Source organism: Cryobacterium tagatosivorans (assembly GCF_004402215.1).
In the GTDB taxonomy this organism is placed as follows: Bacteria; Actinomycetota; Actinomycetes; order Actinomycetales; family Microbacteriaceae; genus Cryobacterium; species Cryobacterium tagatosivorans.
Genome location: NZ_SOEZ01000079.1, coordinates 117,543 through 133,443 on the forward strand (window position 1 = coordinate 117,543; position 15,901 = coordinate 133,443).

Genomic DNA, 15,901 nt, shown 5'->3' on the forward strand with positions numbered 1-15,901 from the left:
CAGTCACATGAATCGCAAACTCGTTGCCACAGCCGGCCTTGCCGCGTGCGCGGCCCTGGTCATGAGCGGATGCGCGGCGACCCCGTCAGCCGCACCCGCCGGTCCCGTCACCATCACCTACTCCAACTTCATCTCGAACGACGGCAACGAGGACAACCTCAGCAAGATCGTCGACGCCTTCGAGAAGGAGAACAAGAACATCACCGTGGACGTCAAGACGCTCCCGTACGGTGACTATGGAACCGCCCTGCAGACCGACCTCGCCGCCGGCACGGCCGCGGACGTCTTCGACATCGAGTACTCCAACTACGCCTCCTACCAGGCCAACGGCGTGCTGGCGGAGATCCCCGTCGACAACGCCGACGCCTACCGCGGGACGCTGCTGGACGCCTACGCCACCGACGGAAAGCAGTACGCCCTGCCGAGCTCCTTCTCCGACGTCGTGCTCTACTACAACGCCGACCTCTTCGACGCGGCCGGGGTCGACTACCCGACGAACGACTGGACCTGGGAGGACGAGAAGGCCGCCGCGCTGAAACTGACCGACAAGGCCAAGGGCGTCTGGGGCGACCACCAGCCGGTGAGCTTCTACGAGTACTACAAGGCGCTCGCGCAGAACGGCGGCGACTTCCTCGCCAAGGACGGCAAGTCCGTCGCGTTCAACTCCCCGGAGGGCATCGAAGCCGCCAAGTGGCTCGTCGAGAAGAGCGGCACCGTCATGCCGACCATCGAGCAGGGCCAGGGCACGGCGGACTTCGACACCAACCTCTTCAAGGACGGCAAGCTCGCCATGCTGCACACGGGCATCTGGGTGTTCGGCGCCGTCGCCGACGTTCCGTTCACCTGGGACATCGCCGTCGAGCCCGGCAACACGGACAAGGCCAGCGCTGTGTTCTCGAACGCCGTCGGCGTCTCCGCGACGTCCAAGCACACCGAGGCCGCGGCCAAGTGGGCCGAGTTCCTGACCAGCAGCGACACCATGGTGCAGACGCGCCTCGACGCCGGCTGGGAACTCCCGCCGATCAGCGACGAGGATGCCCTCGCCACCTACCTCGACAAGGGTGCACCCGCCAACCGCAAGGCCGTCTTCGATTCGCTGGACGGCATCGCCCTGCCGCCCGTCGTCGCCAAGGGCCAGACGGAGATGCAGGACATCACCGGTGAGGAACTCGTCGAGGCCCAGGCCGGCCGGAAGACCGTCGAGGAAGCGCTGAAGTCCGCCGAGAAGCGCATCAACGCCGTCATCGGCGGCTAGCAGCACCCCGGCCGTTCCGCGGCCGGTCGGAGGGTCCGGGGGCGCCTGTCCCCGGACCCTCCCACACACACACTTTCCGCACACATCAGCAGGAGAACCACGCCATGACCGAGGCCACCCTCAGACCCCGCCCGAGCGAAGCGCAGCTCATTGCCCTGGCCGGCTCCAGCTACGAGCTGATCCTCGAGTTGCAGGATGCCTCCGGCGCGTATCCGGCCAGCCCCACCTTCTCCGCCTACAAGGGCTACTCCTGGTTCCGCGACGGTGCCTTCATCGCCGACGGGGTCTCGAGCTTTGGCGGCGTCGACTCGGCCGGCCGGTTCTTCGATTGGTGCACCGGCATCCTGCTCGGCCGCGTGGACCAGGTGCGCCGGATCGTCGACGCGGCCGCGGCAGGGACCCCCGTCGGCGACGTGGAGATGCTGCCGACCCGGTTCACCTTCGCCGGGGAAGAGGGCGTGGATGACTGGTGGGATTTCCAGCTGGACGGCTACGGCACTTGGGTCTGGGCGGCCGTCGAGCACGCGAAGCGGCACGGGCAGGACCTGGCACGCTGGGAAGCCGCCATCGTGCTCAGCGTGGAGTACCTGGTCAGCTCCTGGCGGCGGCCGTGCTTCGACTGGTGGGAAGAGAACTCCGACCGGGTGCACGTCTCGACGCTCGGCTGCATCTCCGCCGGGCTGCGTGCCGCCCTGGGCTCGGGCTGCCTGGCCGATCCGCTGCGCGGCGCCGCCGAAGCGGCAGACGCGGACATCCAGGCGCTCATCCGGGAACGCGGAACCATCGACGGTCACCTCGTGAAATGGCTCGGCTCCCGCGATGTCGACGCGAGCCTGCTGGCCGTGGTCGCCCCGCTCGGGGCGATCGGCCCGTCGACCGACGTCGGCCTGGCCACCATCTCCGCGGTCTCCTCGGCCCTCAACGTCGACGGAGGCGTGCACCGCTACCTGGCGGACACCTTCTACGGCGGCGGCCAATGGCCGCTGCTCAGCTGCATGCTCGGACTGGCATATGCCCGGTCCGGGGAACCCGGCGCGGCGCTCGAGCAACTGGCCTGGGCGGCGGGGACGATCGGCGCCGACGGCTCCATGCCGGAGCAGGTGCGCGACCACCTGCTGGATGCGTCCCGGCGCGACGAGTGGGTCGAGCGGTGGGGCCCCGTGGCCCAGCCCCTGCTCTGGAGCCACGCAATGTACATTCGACTGGCCGTTGAACTCGACCTCAGCACACTGGAGAAGAAGCAATGATCCGCCACCGTCCCTTCGGGTCCGGCCACCCCTACTCCGTCGACACGGAGCAGCGCCGGCCGATCGACCCGGTCGCCGGCGCCGACCTCACCCTGGGCGTGCGCACCTCGGGCGACGTGGCCTCCGTCCTGTGCGAACTCGAACGCCGCACCGAGGGCCGGACCACCCGCGAGTCCCGGGAGCTCGCCCCGGCCCTGCGGTCCTCCCGCGGCCAGACCGTGGACGGCGGTCACCTCGCATCCGCCCAGGCCCGCCTGGCCCGGGCAAGCGGCGGCTGGCAGCTCACGCTGACCGACCTCGTCGCCGACGAGAACCTGCGCTACCGCTTCACCGCCACCGGCGCCGACGGGTCGGTGGAGAACACGCGCTGGTTCGAATGCGCCGTGTTCGGCTGGCGGGATGCCGCCGGGGCGGTCCAGGCGGACGGCAGCGACCGCATCGTCCCCGGCACCGTCAGCGTGCTCGTCGGCGCCGGCCGGATCCGCCGGGTGCGCTTCGCCCTGCCCCTCGCGGCGAACGAGCACGTCACCGGCCTCGGCGAACGCTTCGACACCCTCGACCACCGGGGACACGCCCTCGACTCGGTCGTCTTCGAGCAGTACAAGAACCAGGGCGCCGAGCGCAAAACCTACCTGCCGATGCCGTTCGCGCACGTGGTGGGGGAGTCCGGCTGGGGATTCCACCTGCGCACCTCCCGCCGGAGCTGGTTCGACTTCGGCGCCGAGCAGCCGGGCCGGATCCTCGTCGAGGCCGAGACGGATGCGCCCGACGACGGCACCCCGGTGCTCGCCGTCTCGTTCTTCGACGGCTCACCCGCCGCCGTGCTCGACGCGTTCCTGGCCGAGGCCGGGCGGCCGGAGGAACTGCCCGACTGGGTCTTCCGCCTCTGGGCCAGTGGAAACGAGTGGAACACCCAGGCCGAGGTGATGCGCCAGGTCGACCTGCACGAGCGGCACGAGATCCCCGTCGGCTCGGTCGTCATCGAGGCGTGGAGCGACGAAAGCACCTTCACCGTGTTCCGCGATGCCCGGTACGAGGTCGACGAGGAGGGCGGCCCGCTGCGGCTGGACGATTTCACCTTCCCGGCCGACGGCGCCTGGCCCGACCCGAAGGGCATGGTCGACGACCTGCACGAGCGCGAGGTGCGCCTGCACCTCTGGCAGATTCCGCTGGTGAAGATGCGGCCGCACCCCACCGGCCAGGCGGCGGCGGACGCGCGCGCGGCGGTGCGCGAGGGGGTGCTCATCCGGGAGGAAGCGCCCGACGGGTCGCTCCGCCCGTACCGCAACCGCGGCTGGTGGTTCCCGCTCGGCCTGATGCCGGACCTGACCGACGAACGGTCGGCCCGCTGGTGGACAGAAAAGCGGCGCTACCTCGTCGACGAGATCGGCATCGACGGGTTCAAGACCGACGGTGGAGAACACGCCTGGGGACGCGACCTCGTCTACCGGAACGGCCTGCGCGGCGACGAGGGAAACAACCTGTTCCCGGTGCACTACGCCAAGGCCTACGGCGACCTGCTCCGGTCGGCCGGCAAGGCGCCGGTGACCTTCAGCCGGGCCGGTTTCACCGGGTCCCAGGCGCACGGCGCGTTCTGGGCCGGCGACGAGAACTCCACCTGGGACGCGTTCCGCTGGTCGATGTTCGCCGGGCTGTCCGCGGCGTCGAGCGGCATGCTCTACTGGGGCTGGGACTTCGGCGGCTTCTCCGGGGACGTGCCGGACGGCGAGCTGTACCTGCGCGCGGCCGCCGCATCCGTGTTCGTGCCGATCATGCAGTACCACTCCGAGTTCAACCACCACCGCACCCCGTCCCGGGACCGCACGCCGTGGAACATCGCGGAGCGCAACGCGGATGACCGGGTGATCCCGGTCTTCCGGCGCCTGATCGAGGTGCGCGAACGGCTCGTGCCCTACCTCGCCGAGCAGGCGCGTCGCACGATCGCCACGAGCACGCCGCTGATGCGGGCCCTCTACTTCGACCACCCGCACGACGAGAACGTGTGGGCGCACCCGCTGCAGTGGATGCTCGGCGACGACCTGCTCGTCGCGCCGGTGCTCGAGGCCGGCGCCACCGACTGGCCGGTGTACCTGCCGGCCGGCGACTGGGTGGATGCCTGGACCGGCCAGGCCCTCGCCGGCGGCCGCACGCTGCGCCGCCCGGTGCCGTTGGACGAGATCCCGGTGTACTGCCGGGCCGAGTCGTGGGCGTCGCTGCGTCCCGTTTTCGGGAAGTGACGGGCATGACGGACCAGGCCGCCACGGAGACCGGTGACGCGGCGACCAGGGCGCGGTTCGACGCGTTCCTCGCCGAGCTGCGGGCGACGGCCGAGGCCGATCCCGAGATCGTCGGGCTCGTCGCGATGGGCTCGACGGCCGAACGCGACAGGGTCGACGAGTGGAGCGACCACGATTTCGCCCTGCTGACGGTTCCCGGCGCCGAGGACCGGTTCCGGGACAGCCTGGCCTGGCTCCCCGGGGCGGACCAGATCGCGCTCAGCGTGCGCGAGCATCACGGCGGGATGAAGGTCATCTACGACGACGGGCGCGTGCTCGAATTCGGGATCACCGACCTCCCCGGCCTGGCCGGGTGGCACGCGAACGCCTATGACGTGCTCTACGACGCGAACGGTGTGACGGATGCGATGGCGCGGGTCGCCGCCCGGCCCCTGCCGACCGGCGGGCCCGACGACGCGCGCGACCTGGCCCTTGTGCTCACCCAGCTGTTCATCGGGGTGGGACGCGCCCGCCGGGGCGAACTGCTCAGCGCCGGAAACAGCATCCGCTCGGAGGCCGTGGCGTACCTGCTGCCGGTGCTGGGTCGGCGCGTCCCGGCCACGGGGCCCGAGCGGCTCGACAGCCTCGACCCGAGGCGCCGCTTCGAGGCGGCCCATCCGGCCGTCGGGGCCCGGATCGACGACCTGCTCACCCTTCGCCCGGAGGACTGCGCGCGAGCGCTGCTCGACCTGGCCGAAGAGCTGCTCGCGCCCGGGTGGGCGGAGTTCCCGCACCGCGGCGTCGCCGCAGTCCGGGCCCGCCTGGGCTGGGACCCATTTCAATCCCGCGAAACCGCAGTTGTGCGCGCTAAAACGCCCGAATAAGGCGCACAACTGCGGTTTCGCGGTTAGTTGAGGCCGCGGCGGTCGAGGAGAGGCTGGATGATCGCGTCGCGGCCGCGGAAGTCGCGGTAGGCCTCCAGCGGATCCATCCGGCCGCCGACGCCGAGCAGGCGGTCGCGGAAGCGGTCGCCGTTCTCCCGGGTGAGCCCGCCGTTCTCGGTGAACCACTCGACCGTGTCCGCGTCGAGGACCTCGCTCCAGATGTACGAGTAGTAGCCGGCGTCATAGCCGCCGGAGAAGGTGTGCGCGAAGTAAGTGCTGGCGTACCGGGTGGGCACGAGCGGGTTGTCGAGGCCGACGGCGGCGAGGGCGGATGCCTCGAACTCGGCGACATCCGTCACCACCGTGTCCGCACCGATCCGGTGCCAGGCCTGGTCGAGCAGGGCAGCGGCGAGGTACTCGCTGGTCGAGAAGCCCTCGTTGAACGTGGCGGACGCGTGGATCCGGTCGACGAGCTCCTGCGGCATCGGCTCACCGGTTTCGTGGTGCCGGGCGTAGTTGGCCAGCACCTCCGGCTGGAGCATCCACATCTCGTTGACCTGGCTGGGGAACTCGACGAAGTCGCGGTACACGTTCGTGCCGGAGAACTTCGGGTAGGTCACCTGCGCGAACAGCCCGTGCAGCGCGTGCCCGAATTCGTGGAAGAGCGTGTTCACCTCGTCGAAGCTGAGCAGCGTGGGCTCGCCGGCGGCGGGCTTGGCGACGTTCATGTTGTTGCAGACGACGGTGGGCGTTTCCAGCAGCGCCGACTGGGAGATCAGCGGGTTCATCCACGCCCCGCCGCGCTTGGAATCGCGGGTGTAGAAGTCGCCGATGTACAGGCCGACGGGGGAACCGTCCTCGTTCGAGACCTCGAAGACCCGGGCGTCCGGATGCCAGGCGACCAGGTCGGGGCGCGGGGCGAAGGTCACCCCGTAGAGCCGGGTGGCCGCGTGGAAGACGCCGTCCTGCAGCACCCGCTCGAGTTCGAAGTAGGGGCGCATGGCGGAAGTGTCCACGTCGTACGTGGCCTGGCGCACCTTCTCGGTGTAGAACGCCCAGTCCCAGGCGGCGAGCTCGAAGCCCGCACCGGAGGCGTCGATGATCTTCTGCAGCTCGGCCTGCTCGACCCGGGCATTCCTGGCCGCCGCAGGGGCGAGGCGTCCGAGCATCCCGGCGACGGCATCCGGCGTCTTCGCCGTCTCGTCGGCCGTGACGAAGGCGGCGTGGCTGTCGAAGCCGAGCAGCCTCGCCCGCTCGGCCCGCAGGCGCGAGATCTCGAGGACCAGGTCGCGGTTGTCGTGCGCGCCGCCGCGGATGCCGCGGGCCGCGGAGGCCGACAGCAGCCGCTCGCGAACCTCCCGGCTGGTCAGGCTCGCCAGGTACGGGTGGGAGGTCGGGAGCACGAGGCCGATCAGGTAGCCATCCAGCCCGCGCTCCTTCGCGGCCTCGGCGGCGGCCGAGATCTCCCCGGCGGCGAGGCCGTCCAGGTCGGCGACATCGTCGACCAGGACGGCGAGCTCGTTGGTGTCGGCCAGGAGGTTCTTCTCGAAGCGCGTCGTCAGCGTCGACAGGCGCTTGTTGTAGTCGCGGAGGGTGGCCTTGTCGGCATCGGACAGCCCGGCCCCGGCGAGGGTGAACTCGGTGTGGTAGCGCTCGACCAGGTAGAGCGACTCGGCGTCCCGGCCCGGCTCCTCACGCTGCTCGTGCACGGACGCGATCCGGGAGTACAGCCCGGGGTCCAGCCGGATGGCGTCCTCGTGGGCGGCGAGCAGCGGCGCCAGTTCCTCCTCGAGGGCGTTGGTGAAGTCGTTCGAGTCGGACGAGCTCTTGTTGAAGAACACCGCGGCGACCCGCTGGAGGGTGGTCCCGCTGCGCTCGAGCGGCAGCAGCGTGTTCTCGAACGTCGGCTCATCCGGGTTGGACACGATCAGCGCGATCTCGGCGAGCTGCTCGGCGATGCCGTGGTCGAATGCCTCCCGGTAGTGCTCGTCCCTGATGTCCGCGAACGGCGGCAGCTGGTACGGGAGCGTGCTCGGAGCGAGGAAGGGGTTCACGGAGGAGTTCACGGAGTCAGCCATCCGACCACCCTAGTTGGGCCGCTACCTGAGTAGGCTCGGAGCATGACCGACTCGCCCGAACGCCCGGAGACGGCGCCGCGAGAGCACTACACTCACGGCCACCACGAGAGCGTGCTCCGATCGCACACCTGGCGGACGGTCGCGAACTCCGCGGCCTACCTCATCCCGCACCTGGCCGCCGGACTGACCCTGCTCGACGTGGGCTGCGGCCCCGGCACGATCACGGTCGACCTGGCCCGGCGGATCGCGCCCGGCCGGGTCGTCGGCATCGACGCCTCCGCCGAGATCATCGAGCACGCTGCCGGCCTGGCCTTCGACGAGGGCGTTCGCAACGCGAGCTTCCAGGTCGGCGACGTCTACTCGCTCGGGTTCGCCGACGACTCCTTCGACATCGTGCACGCCCACCAGGTGATCCAGCACGTGGCCAACCCCGTCGCGGCCATGCGCGAAATCCGTCGGGTGCTCCGGCCCGGCGGGATCTTCGCGGCCAGGGACGTCGACTACGGGGGAGTCATGTACTACCCCCGGCTGCAGGGCCTGTCGGAGTGGATGACCGTGTACCGCGACGTGCATTACTGGAACGGCGGCGACCCTGACGCCGGGCGTGCGCTCAAGGCCTGGGCGCGCCTCGCCGGGTTCTCCGACGTGGAGAGCAGCGCGTCGATCTGGTGCTTCGCCAACGCGATCGAACGTGAGTGGTGGGGCGAATCCTGGGCGGTTCGGGCGACCGAATCGAGCTTCGCGACGCACGCCATCGAGGCCGGAGTGGCCGACTTCGCCGACCTGCAGGCGATGGCCGCCGCCTGGCGCCAGTGGGCGGCCGACCCGGACGGCTGGTTCGGCATGCCGCACGGCGAGATCATCGCACGGGGGTAACGCACACCATGCCATTCCTGGATCGGCTCGAGCACTGGGCGCGCGTTCGGCCCCACGCCACCGCGGTGGAGGTGGGCGCCGACCGCCTGGGCTTCGCCGAGCTGCGCGACCGGGCGGCATCCCTCGTCGACGACGGTGCGGGCGCCGGTGTCGGCGCCGCTTCCGGTGAGGACCCACCGCTCACCGCGCTCAGCCTGCCCAACGGGACCGAGTTCGCCGTGCGCTTCGCGGCCGCCGTGGCCGGCAGCGGAGTCTGCGCCGTGCTGGATCCCGGGTGGCCGGATGCGCAGCGCGCGGCCGTCCGGGACCGCCTGCGCGAGTTCCGCCCGGGACCACCGGCCGCCGGCGCCGACACCGGACACTCCACCGGCGGCAAGCCCTCCGCCGCACTCGCGGACGGCCCCGCCGACTCCGTCTTCCTGCTCGGCTTCACCTCCGGCACGACCTCCCTGCCCAAGGCGTTCACCCGGTCCCGCGGGTCCTGGCAGCGCTCCTTCGAGCACAGCACCGCGTTCTTCGGCCTGACCGGCGCCGAACGCACACTGGCCCCCGGGCCGCTCTCGTCCAGCCTCACCCTCTTCGCCCTCGCCGAATCCCTGCACGCCGGGGCGGCTTTCTTCGCCCTGCCGAGCTTCGACGCCGGCGCCGCCATCGCTTGCGTGAGCGCCCGAAGGATCACCCGGATCGTGGCGGCGCCCGCCGCGTTGCGCCTGATCAGCGAGCGCGCCGTCGCCGCCGGCGCTGACGGAACCGGTCTGACGGGCATCGTCAGCGCCGGCGCGAAACTGGACGCCGCCACCCGGGCGCTGGTCCGACGCTGGGCCCCCAACGCGACCGTCTACGAGTACTACGGCGCCGCCGAACTCAGCTACGTCACCGCGTCGGCGCTCCGCCCCGGCGAGGAGCCCGATCCGTCGGCGACCGCCGTCGGCCGCGCCCTGCCCGGCGTGCACCTCGCCATCCGGGGAGACGAGGGCGGCGAGCTGCCCGTCGGGGTACCGGGCACGATCTTCGTGCGCAGCCCCCTCGTCAGCGACGGGTACGCCTGGGGTGACGACGGCGAGGCCTACCGCCGCGACGGCGACTGGTGCACGGTGGGCGACCAGGGATTCCTGGACGCGGATGCCGTGCTGCACCACCTCGGCCGCAGGGCCGACATGATCGTCACCGCCGGCCACAACGTCTACCCGCACGAGGTGGAGGTCGCGCTGCGGGACGTGCCCGGCGCGCGCACGATCATCGTGACCGGCGTGCCCGACCCGCGCCGCGGCAGCAAGCTGGTCGCTGCCGTGATCGGCGGCGCCGAGGCGGATGCCGCGGGCCTCCGGTCGGCCGCGGTGTCCCGGCTCGCCGCGCCCAAGCGCCCCCGCGCCTGGTACGCCCTGGCCGAAGAGCCGCTCACCGCGTCCGGCAAACTCAGCCGCCGCCTGCTCGGCGACTGGATCACGGAAGGGGACGACCGTGTCCGACCTCTCGGCTAGCGGCGGCGACGGCGCGCCCGCCGGCGTGCACGACACCGACGCGCGGGCAGTACGCCGCAACGCGGGTGATGCGCCGCCCGCGGAACGGCGCGCCGCCCGCGCAGCCGGAAACCTCCCCGGCGCGGCCCTCACGGGCGCGGCCGCGAGCGGCGCCGACCGGGAGCCGGTGGTCGTGCTCGGCCGACGCACCGCCTTCGGACGCCGCAACGGCGTCTTCGGGCGAGTTCTCGCCGACCAGCTGCTCGCGCCCGTGCTCTCCGCCGTGGTCACCGCCAGTGGCATCCCGGCGGCCGACATCGACGACGTGATCATCGGCAACGCGGTGGGCGGCGGCGGCAATGTTGCCCGGCTGGCCGCCCTCGCGGCCGGCCTGCCGACCCGTGTTCCCGGCATGACCATCGACCGGCAGTGCGGCTCGGGGCTGGAGGCCATCGTGCTGGCGTGCCGGCTCGTGGCGTCCGGCGCGGGCAACGCCTACCTGGCCGGCGGCGTGGAGAGCTGCAGCACGGCGCCGCTGCGTGCGCACCGGCTGACCTCGACGCCGGGGCATCCGGATTTCTTCGAGCGTGTGCGCTTCTCGCCCGACGTGGTGGGCGACCCCGACATGGGCGTCGCCGCCGAGAACGTCGCCGACCGGTTCGGCATCACCCGGGAGCGCCAGGACTCGTTCGCGCTGCGCAGCCACTGTCTGGCCGTCGTCGCCCAGGACACGGGCGCCCTGGCCGGTGAGATCGTGCCGTTGCACGCGGAGGCCGGCCTGGTCTCGGCCGACGAGGGTCCCCGGCGCTCGCTCACGGCCGAGTTGCTGCGCCGATTCCCGCCCGTCTTCCGGCCGGGCGGCACCGTGACCGCCGGCAATTCCTGCGCCGATGCCGACGGCGCCGTCGTGGTGCTGGTCACCAGCCGGCGGGTCGCCGAGGGCCTGGGGCTCACCGGCTTCCTCAGCTTCGTCGACTCGGCGGTGACCGGCACCGACCCCAACCACCTCGGCATCGCCGGCGCCGAAGCCGCCCGGCTCGTCCTGGACCGGCAGAACATCGCGAGCGCGGACCTGGCCCTGATCGAATTCAACGAGGCGTTCGCGGCCCAGGTGCTCGCCTCGATGGACATCCTCGGCATCCCCGAGGAGCGCGCCAATCGCCAGGGCGGCGCGCTGGCCGTCGGACATCCGTTCGGCGCCAGCGGCGCCCTGCTCGTGCTCCGCCTGCTCAAGCAGTGCCGGGCGTCCGGCCTGGCCGGCGAGCTGTCGCTGTCTGCCGTGAGCATCGCCGGCGGACTTGGTGTCGCGGCGCTCTGGCGGTGGGACGGCGCCGTGCGCTAGCGTGCGGGCAGGGACGTCGCCGGGGAAAGGGCACACATTCATGGACAGCATGGTCATTCTGATCGGCCTCATGGTCGTCGTCATCATGGGGGCGTTCGTCGTCCTGGACCGTCGCGAACGGGCGGCGCGCAGCCTGTCGGAGCGCCGCGAGCCCGGGCACGGCGAACCGGGGCACGGCGAACCTGGGCACAGCGATGATCAGGCGGATGCCCGCGCCGCCGCGCAGGCGGCGCAAATGGGGCGCGGCGGCTGGCCCGTACCGTAGCGGTCGCGGTGCCGACGGGCGTCAGGGCCCCGGTGGAAGCAAGCAGAACCAGGCAGAACCGAGTGCAAAGAAATAGTTGCAAAGAACCTGTTGCAAAGAAATCTTTGCAGACGTAGAATCGTCGCATGACCCCACAGGTGCCCGCCGATTCCCCGGACCGTGTCATTGACATGAGTGCGCTCAAGGTTCTCGCACACCCGCTGCGGGTGCAGATCATCGATGCCTTGTCGCAGCACGGGCCGGCGACCGCGAGCGGCCTCGCGGAGCGGCTGGGGGAGTCGAGCGGCGCGACGAGCTACCACCTGCGCCAGCTTGCCAGGCACGAGTTCGTGCGCGAAGTGGCGGGCAAGGGGACCGGTCGGGAACGGTGGTGGGAGCGTGTGCCCGGGCGCCTGACCCTCTCGCCGCACGACCACACGACCGAGTCCGGCCGCGCGGCGGCCACCCTGGTCATGCGCCAGTGGAGGACCGACCACGAGAACGCACTGGACAACTTCCTCGACCGGGGGATGGACGTGCTGCCCGAGCCCTGGCTCGAGGCGAGCGTGCTCGCCTCGGCCGATGTCCGCCTCACCCGGGAGCAGTTGCACGACTTCACGGAGGAGTGGCTCCGTGTCAGCGAACAGTTCCTCGGCAAATACCGGGGACTCAGCCAGCCCGGCTCGCGGCCGGTTCAAATCCAATTCAACGCGTTTCCGTTGGTCGACGGAGAGGAGACCCCGATATGAGCACCATCGCCCCCCGGGCACCAGGAATCTCGCAGTACAGTGCCGTGCGCTTCGAACGGGCGGCCATCCACGTCGGGCTCGCGCTCGCCCGCTGGGGGCGACGGCGGGCCGCACGGCGCCCAGTGCGCTTGAACGTCCCGGAGCATCCGCTCGCCGCGCTGGCGGCGGCGGACCTCGGCTCACGGCGACAGTTCTGGCTGCGCTAGATCCAGTCCTCGTCGTCTTCGACCGGACCGGCGGGCTGGGTGATCGTGGCGCTGTCTTCGCCCGCGTTGTAGCGGATGACGGTACCGTCGTCGAGTTCGATGACGGGCCTGCTCTCCAGCCAGGTCAGCGTCCAGCGCCAGGTCCCGGTCTCCTCGCCGACCGCGACGAGTTCCTCCTCGACCGCCTTGACGGCGATCTCGACGACGTGGGGGAGGCCGGAGGGCGCCGCAGCGCCGACGGACCAGCGTGTTCCCAGTTGCATGAGCGGCCTAGAGCTCGATCTCGTAGGTGACCCAGCTGGTGCGGGTGGCGACCTCGTCGTAGAGTTTCTGCGCGGACTTGTTGTCCGCCGCGGTGAGCCACTGCAGCTGCTTGAGGTGGTGTTCGCCGGCGTAGTTCTTCGCGAACTCGATCAGGGCCTTGCCCACGCCGGCGCCGCGCTTGCCGGACACGACGAAGAGATCGTCGAGGAACAGGCCCCGGTCGGCGCTGAGCGTGCGCGGGTAGGCCCGGTAGTGGGCGAAACCGATGAACTCGCCCTCGTCGTTGAGGGCGACGGCGCCGGTCAGGTCGTGGTTCTTGTCGATGATCCAGCTCCAGACCCGGAGGGCCTTCTCGTCGGTCAGCTCGCTCTTGTAGAACTCGCTGTACCCCTCGAAGAGCCCCAGCCAGGAAAAGAAGTCCTTGTCGCCAAGCGGTTGTACCTGAACAGACATCCGGTTCTCCTTAACTTTCCGACACGGTGGCAAGCACGATACCAGTCACAGCCAGTTCACTGCCTTCGACAAACGTCAATTCCGCGATGCGACCAACCGCCTGAAGATCGGCTGCGGCCTGCGCGAGCAGACCGACCTCCGGTGCGGTTCCACTAATTACAGCAGATGAAACGGCAGTTTTCTGCGAGGCCTTCGCATCGGTCTTCGCGCGCCGGATTCCGGTGAGGGCCCGGCTGGCCAAATCGAGCAGCGCGGGGTCACCCGCTTCGGCCGTGGCGAGCTCCTCGGCGGCCGGCCAGGACGCGGTGTGGACCGAGCCCTCGTTCGACCAGGACCAGGCCTCCTCGGTGGCGAACGGCACGAACGGGGCGAACAGGCGCAGCAGCGTCGACAGGGCCGTGCGCAGGGCGGCGACGGCCGAGGCCTGCGCCGCGCCCGGCTCGCCATAGGCGCGTTCCTTGACCAGTTCGAGGTAGTCGTCGCAGAAGGCCCAGAAGAAGCTCTCGCTCGTTTCCAGCGCCCTCGCGTGGTCGTAGTTGTCGAAGGCGGTCGTCGACTGGGTGACCACGGAGGCGAGGCCGGCGAGCATGCTCCGGTCGATCGGTTCGGTCACCGGGGCGTCGGCCGCGCCTTCGAAGCCGAGGATGAACTTGGACGCGTTCAGGATCTTGATCGCCAGGCGACGGCCGATCTTGATCTGGGTCGGGTTCATCGGGTCGAACGCCGCGTCGGTGCCGAGCCTCGACGATGCCGCCCAGTAGCGCACGGCGTCGGAGCCGTGCTGCTCGAGCATCCCGGCCGGGGTGACCACGTTGCCCTTGGACTTGGACATCTTCTTGCGGTCGGGGTCGACGATGAAGCCGGAGAGGGCGGCGTGCTTCCAGGGCGACATCCCGTGCTCGAGTTCGGAGCGCAGCAGGGTGGAGAACAGCCAGGTGCGGATGATGTCCTGGCCCTGCGGACGCAGCGAGAACGGGTAGACCAGGTCGAACAGCTCCGGGTCGCGCTCCCAGCCGCCGGCCAGTTGCGGGGTGAGCGAGGAGGTCGCCCAGGTGTCCATCACGTCGACCTCGCCGACGAACCCGCCGGCCTGGCCGCGCTGGTCGGCCGTGTAGCCGGGGGCGGTCTCCGAGGACGGGTCGACCGGGAGCATCGGGCGGGTGGCGAGGATCGGGGCGTCGAAGACCGGGTTCGCGTCGGCATCCAGCGGGTACCAGACCGGCAGGGGCACGCCGAAGAAGCGCTGGCGGGAGATGAGCCAGTCGCCGGTGAGCCCGTTGACCCAGTTCTCGTAGCGCACCCGCATGAAGTCGGGGTGCCACTCGAGGTCGGTGCCGTGGGAGAGCAGGCGTGCGCGCAGCTTCTCGTCGCGGGCGCCGTTGCGGATGTACCACTGGCGGGTGGACACGATCTCGAGCGGCTTGTCGCCCTTCTCGAAGAACTTCACCGCGTGCACGATCGGCCTGGGGTCGCCGAGGAGGTCGCCGCTCGCGCGGAGCAGCTCGACGACGGCCTGCTTGGCCGAGAACACGGTCTTGCCGGCGAGCTGGGCGTAGGCGGCCTGGCCGTCCTCGGAGACGATGGCCTCGGGGGCCTCGGCGATGATCCGGCCGTCGAAGCCCATGATGGCCCGGTTGGGCAGATCGAGTTCGCGCCACCAGACGACGTCGGTCACGTCGCCGAAGGTGCAGATCATGGCGATTCCGCTGCCCTTGTCCTTCTGGGCGAGGTGGTGCGCGAGAACGGGCACCTCGACGTCGAAGAGCGGGGTGCGCACGCTTGTGCCGAAGAGCGGCTTGTAGCGCTCGTCATCCGGATGCGCCACCAGGGCGACGCAGGCCGGGAGGAGCTCGGGGCGGGTGGTCTCGATCTCGATGGTGGAGCCATCCGGCTTGAGGAAGGAGACCCGGTGGTACGCGGCCGGAACCTCCTTGTCCTCGAGCTCGGCCTGGGCGACGGCCGTGCGGAAGGTGACGTCCCAGAGCGTCGGCGCCATGGCCTGGTAGGCCTCGCCGCGCTCGACGTTGCCGAGGAACGCCGACTGCGAGGTGACCAGCGAGTCGGGGCCGATCGTGCGGTAGGTCTGGGTCCAGTCGACGCTGAGGCCGAGGGTGCGCCAGAGGGCCTCGAACTGCTTCTCGTCTTCGATGGTGAGTCGCTCGCACAGCTCGATGAAGTTGCGGCGGCTGATCGGCACCTGGTCGGCGGCCTTGGTGCTCTTGCCGTCTCCGCCCTCGAAGGGCGCCACGAAGTCGGGGGTGTAGTGCAGCGACGGGTCGCAGCGCACGCCGTAGTAGTTCTGCACGCGGCGTTCGGTGGGCAGGCCGTTGTCGTCCCAGCCCATCGGGTAGAAGACGCTCTTGCCGCGCATCCGCTGGAAGCGCGCGATGACATCCGTGTGCGTGTAGGAGAAGACGTGGCCGATGTGCAGCGACCCGGAGGCGGTCGGCGGCGGCGTGTCGACCGAGTAGATGTTCGCGCGGGTCGATGACGCGCGGTCGAACCGGTAGGTGCCGGACTCTTCCCAGCTGCCGCCCCACTTGGCTTCGAGCCCTTCGAGGGCTGGTTTGTCCGGAACGCTGGCGATGGGCATGGTTCTCCGATTCGAACTTGGCGGCACTGTGTCG

General features: G+C 70.6%; 14 protein-coding genes. 10 read left to right on the forward strand and 4 right to left on the reverse strand.

What is annotated here, in order from left to right; genetic code table 11:
- The first annotated feature begins 7 nt into the window (after positions 1-7).
- The 4 genes from E3O23_RS17380 to E3O23_RS17395 all read left to right on the forward strand — a co-directional run bounded on the left by E3O23_RS17380 (position 8) and on the right by E3O23_RS17395 (position 5,602).
- Positions 8-1,255, forward strand: coding sequence for an ABC transporter substrate-binding protein (locus tag E3O23_RS17380; RefSeq protein ID WP_134493231.1), 1,248 nt, complete (start codon positions 8-10; stop codon positions 1,253-1,255).
- 104 nt (positions 1,256-1,359) lie between these two features.
- Positions 1,360-2,502, forward strand: a complete 1,143-nt coding sequence (locus E3O23_RS17385) for a glycoside hydrolase family 15 protein (RefSeq protein WP_134493233.1) — start codon at positions 1,360-1,362, stop codon at positions 2,500-2,502.
- Positions 2,499-4,739: a glycoside hydrolase family 31 protein gene (locus E3O23_RS17390; RefSeq protein WP_134493235.1), complete on the forward strand. Its 2,241-nt coding sequence runs from the start codon at positions 2,499-2,501 to the stop codon at positions 4,737-4,739. Before E3O23_RS17385 ends, E3O23_RS17390 begins: the two co-directional genes overlap by 4 nt.
- Positions 4,740-4,744: 5 nt before the next feature.
- Entirely contained in the window at positions 4,745-5,602 is an 858-nt protein-coding gene (locus E3O23_RS17395; RefSeq protein WP_134493237.1) for a hypothetical protein, read from the forward strand.
- A 23-nt stretch (positions 5,603-5,625) separates the two neighbouring features.
- Here the strand turns inward: E3O23_RS17395 and E3O23_RS17400 are convergent, their stop codons facing one another.
- Entirely contained in the window at positions 5,626-7,680 is a 2,055-nt protein-coding gene (locus E3O23_RS17400; protein ID WP_134493239.1) for a M3 family metallopeptidase, read from the reverse strand.
- 42 nt (positions 7,681-7,722) lie between these two features.
- Between E3O23_RS17400 and E3O23_RS17405 the strand changes: the two genes are divergently transcribed.
- The 6 genes from E3O23_RS17405 (at position 7,723) to E3O23_RS17430 (ending at position 12,557) form a co-directional block, all read left to right on the forward strand.
- Complete coding sequence (locus E3O23_RS17405) at positions 7,723-8,556, forward strand: methyltransferase domain-containing protein (protein ID WP_134493241.1); 834 nt, start codon at positions 7,723-7,725, stop codon at positions 8,554-8,556.
- 8 nt (positions 8,557-8,564) lie between these two features.
- Entirely contained in the window at positions 8,565-10,037 is a 1,473-nt protein-coding gene (locus tag E3O23_RS17410) for a class I adenylate-forming enzyme family protein (protein ID WP_134493243.1), read from the forward strand.
- Positions 10,018-11,358, forward strand: a complete 1,341-nt coding sequence (locus E3O23_RS17415) for a thiolase family protein (protein ID WP_241983536.1) — start codon at positions 10,018-10,020, stop codon at positions 11,356-11,358. Before E3O23_RS17410 ends, E3O23_RS17415 begins: the two co-directional genes overlap by 20 nt.
- Before the next feature lie 49 nt (positions 11,359-11,407).
- Positions 11,408-11,623, forward strand: coding sequence for a hypothetical protein (locus tag E3O23_RS17420; RefSeq protein WP_166790571.1), 216 nt, complete (start codon positions 11,408-11,410; stop codon positions 11,621-11,623).
- Positions 11,624-11,748: 125 nt separating this feature from the next.
- On the forward strand, positions 11,749-12,351 hold the full coding sequence (locus E3O23_RS17425; RefSeq protein WP_134493247.1) for an ArsR/SmtB family transcription factor: 603 nt from the start codon (positions 11,749-11,751) through the stop codon (positions 12,349-12,351).
- On the forward strand, positions 12,348-12,557 hold the full coding sequence (locus E3O23_RS17430) for a hypothetical protein (RefSeq protein ID WP_134493249.1): 210 nt from the start codon (positions 12,348-12,350) through the stop codon (positions 12,555-12,557). The genes E3O23_RS17425 and E3O23_RS17430 overlap by 4 nt, the downstream gene beginning before the upstream one ends.
- On the opposite strand, the gene E3O23_RS17435 is transcribed toward E3O23_RS17430, so the two are convergent.
- From E3O23_RS17435 to valS, 3 genes are read right to left on the reverse strand one after another with little or no spacing between them, the layout of a single operon-like run.
- A complete protein-coding gene (locus E3O23_RS17435) occupies positions 12,554-12,820 on the reverse strand; it encodes a hypothetical protein (protein ID WP_134493251.1) in 267 nt (88 codons plus the stop codon). The two genes, E3O23_RS17430 and E3O23_RS17435, sit on opposite strands and share 4 nt — an antisense overlap.
- Positions 12,821-12,827: 7 nt before the next feature.
- On the reverse strand, positions 12,828-13,274 hold the full coding sequence (locus E3O23_RS17440; RefSeq protein WP_134493253.1) for a GNAT family N-acetyltransferase: 447 nt from the start codon (positions 13,272-13,274) through the stop codon (positions 12,828-12,830).
- Between the two features lie 10 nt (positions 13,275-13,284).
- A complete protein-coding gene (gene valS, locus E3O23_RS17445) occupies positions 13,285-15,867 on the reverse strand; it encodes a valine--tRNA ligase (RefSeq protein ID WP_134493255.1) in 2,583 nt (860 codons plus the stop codon).
- Positions 15,868-15,901 lie beyond the last annotated feature (34 nt).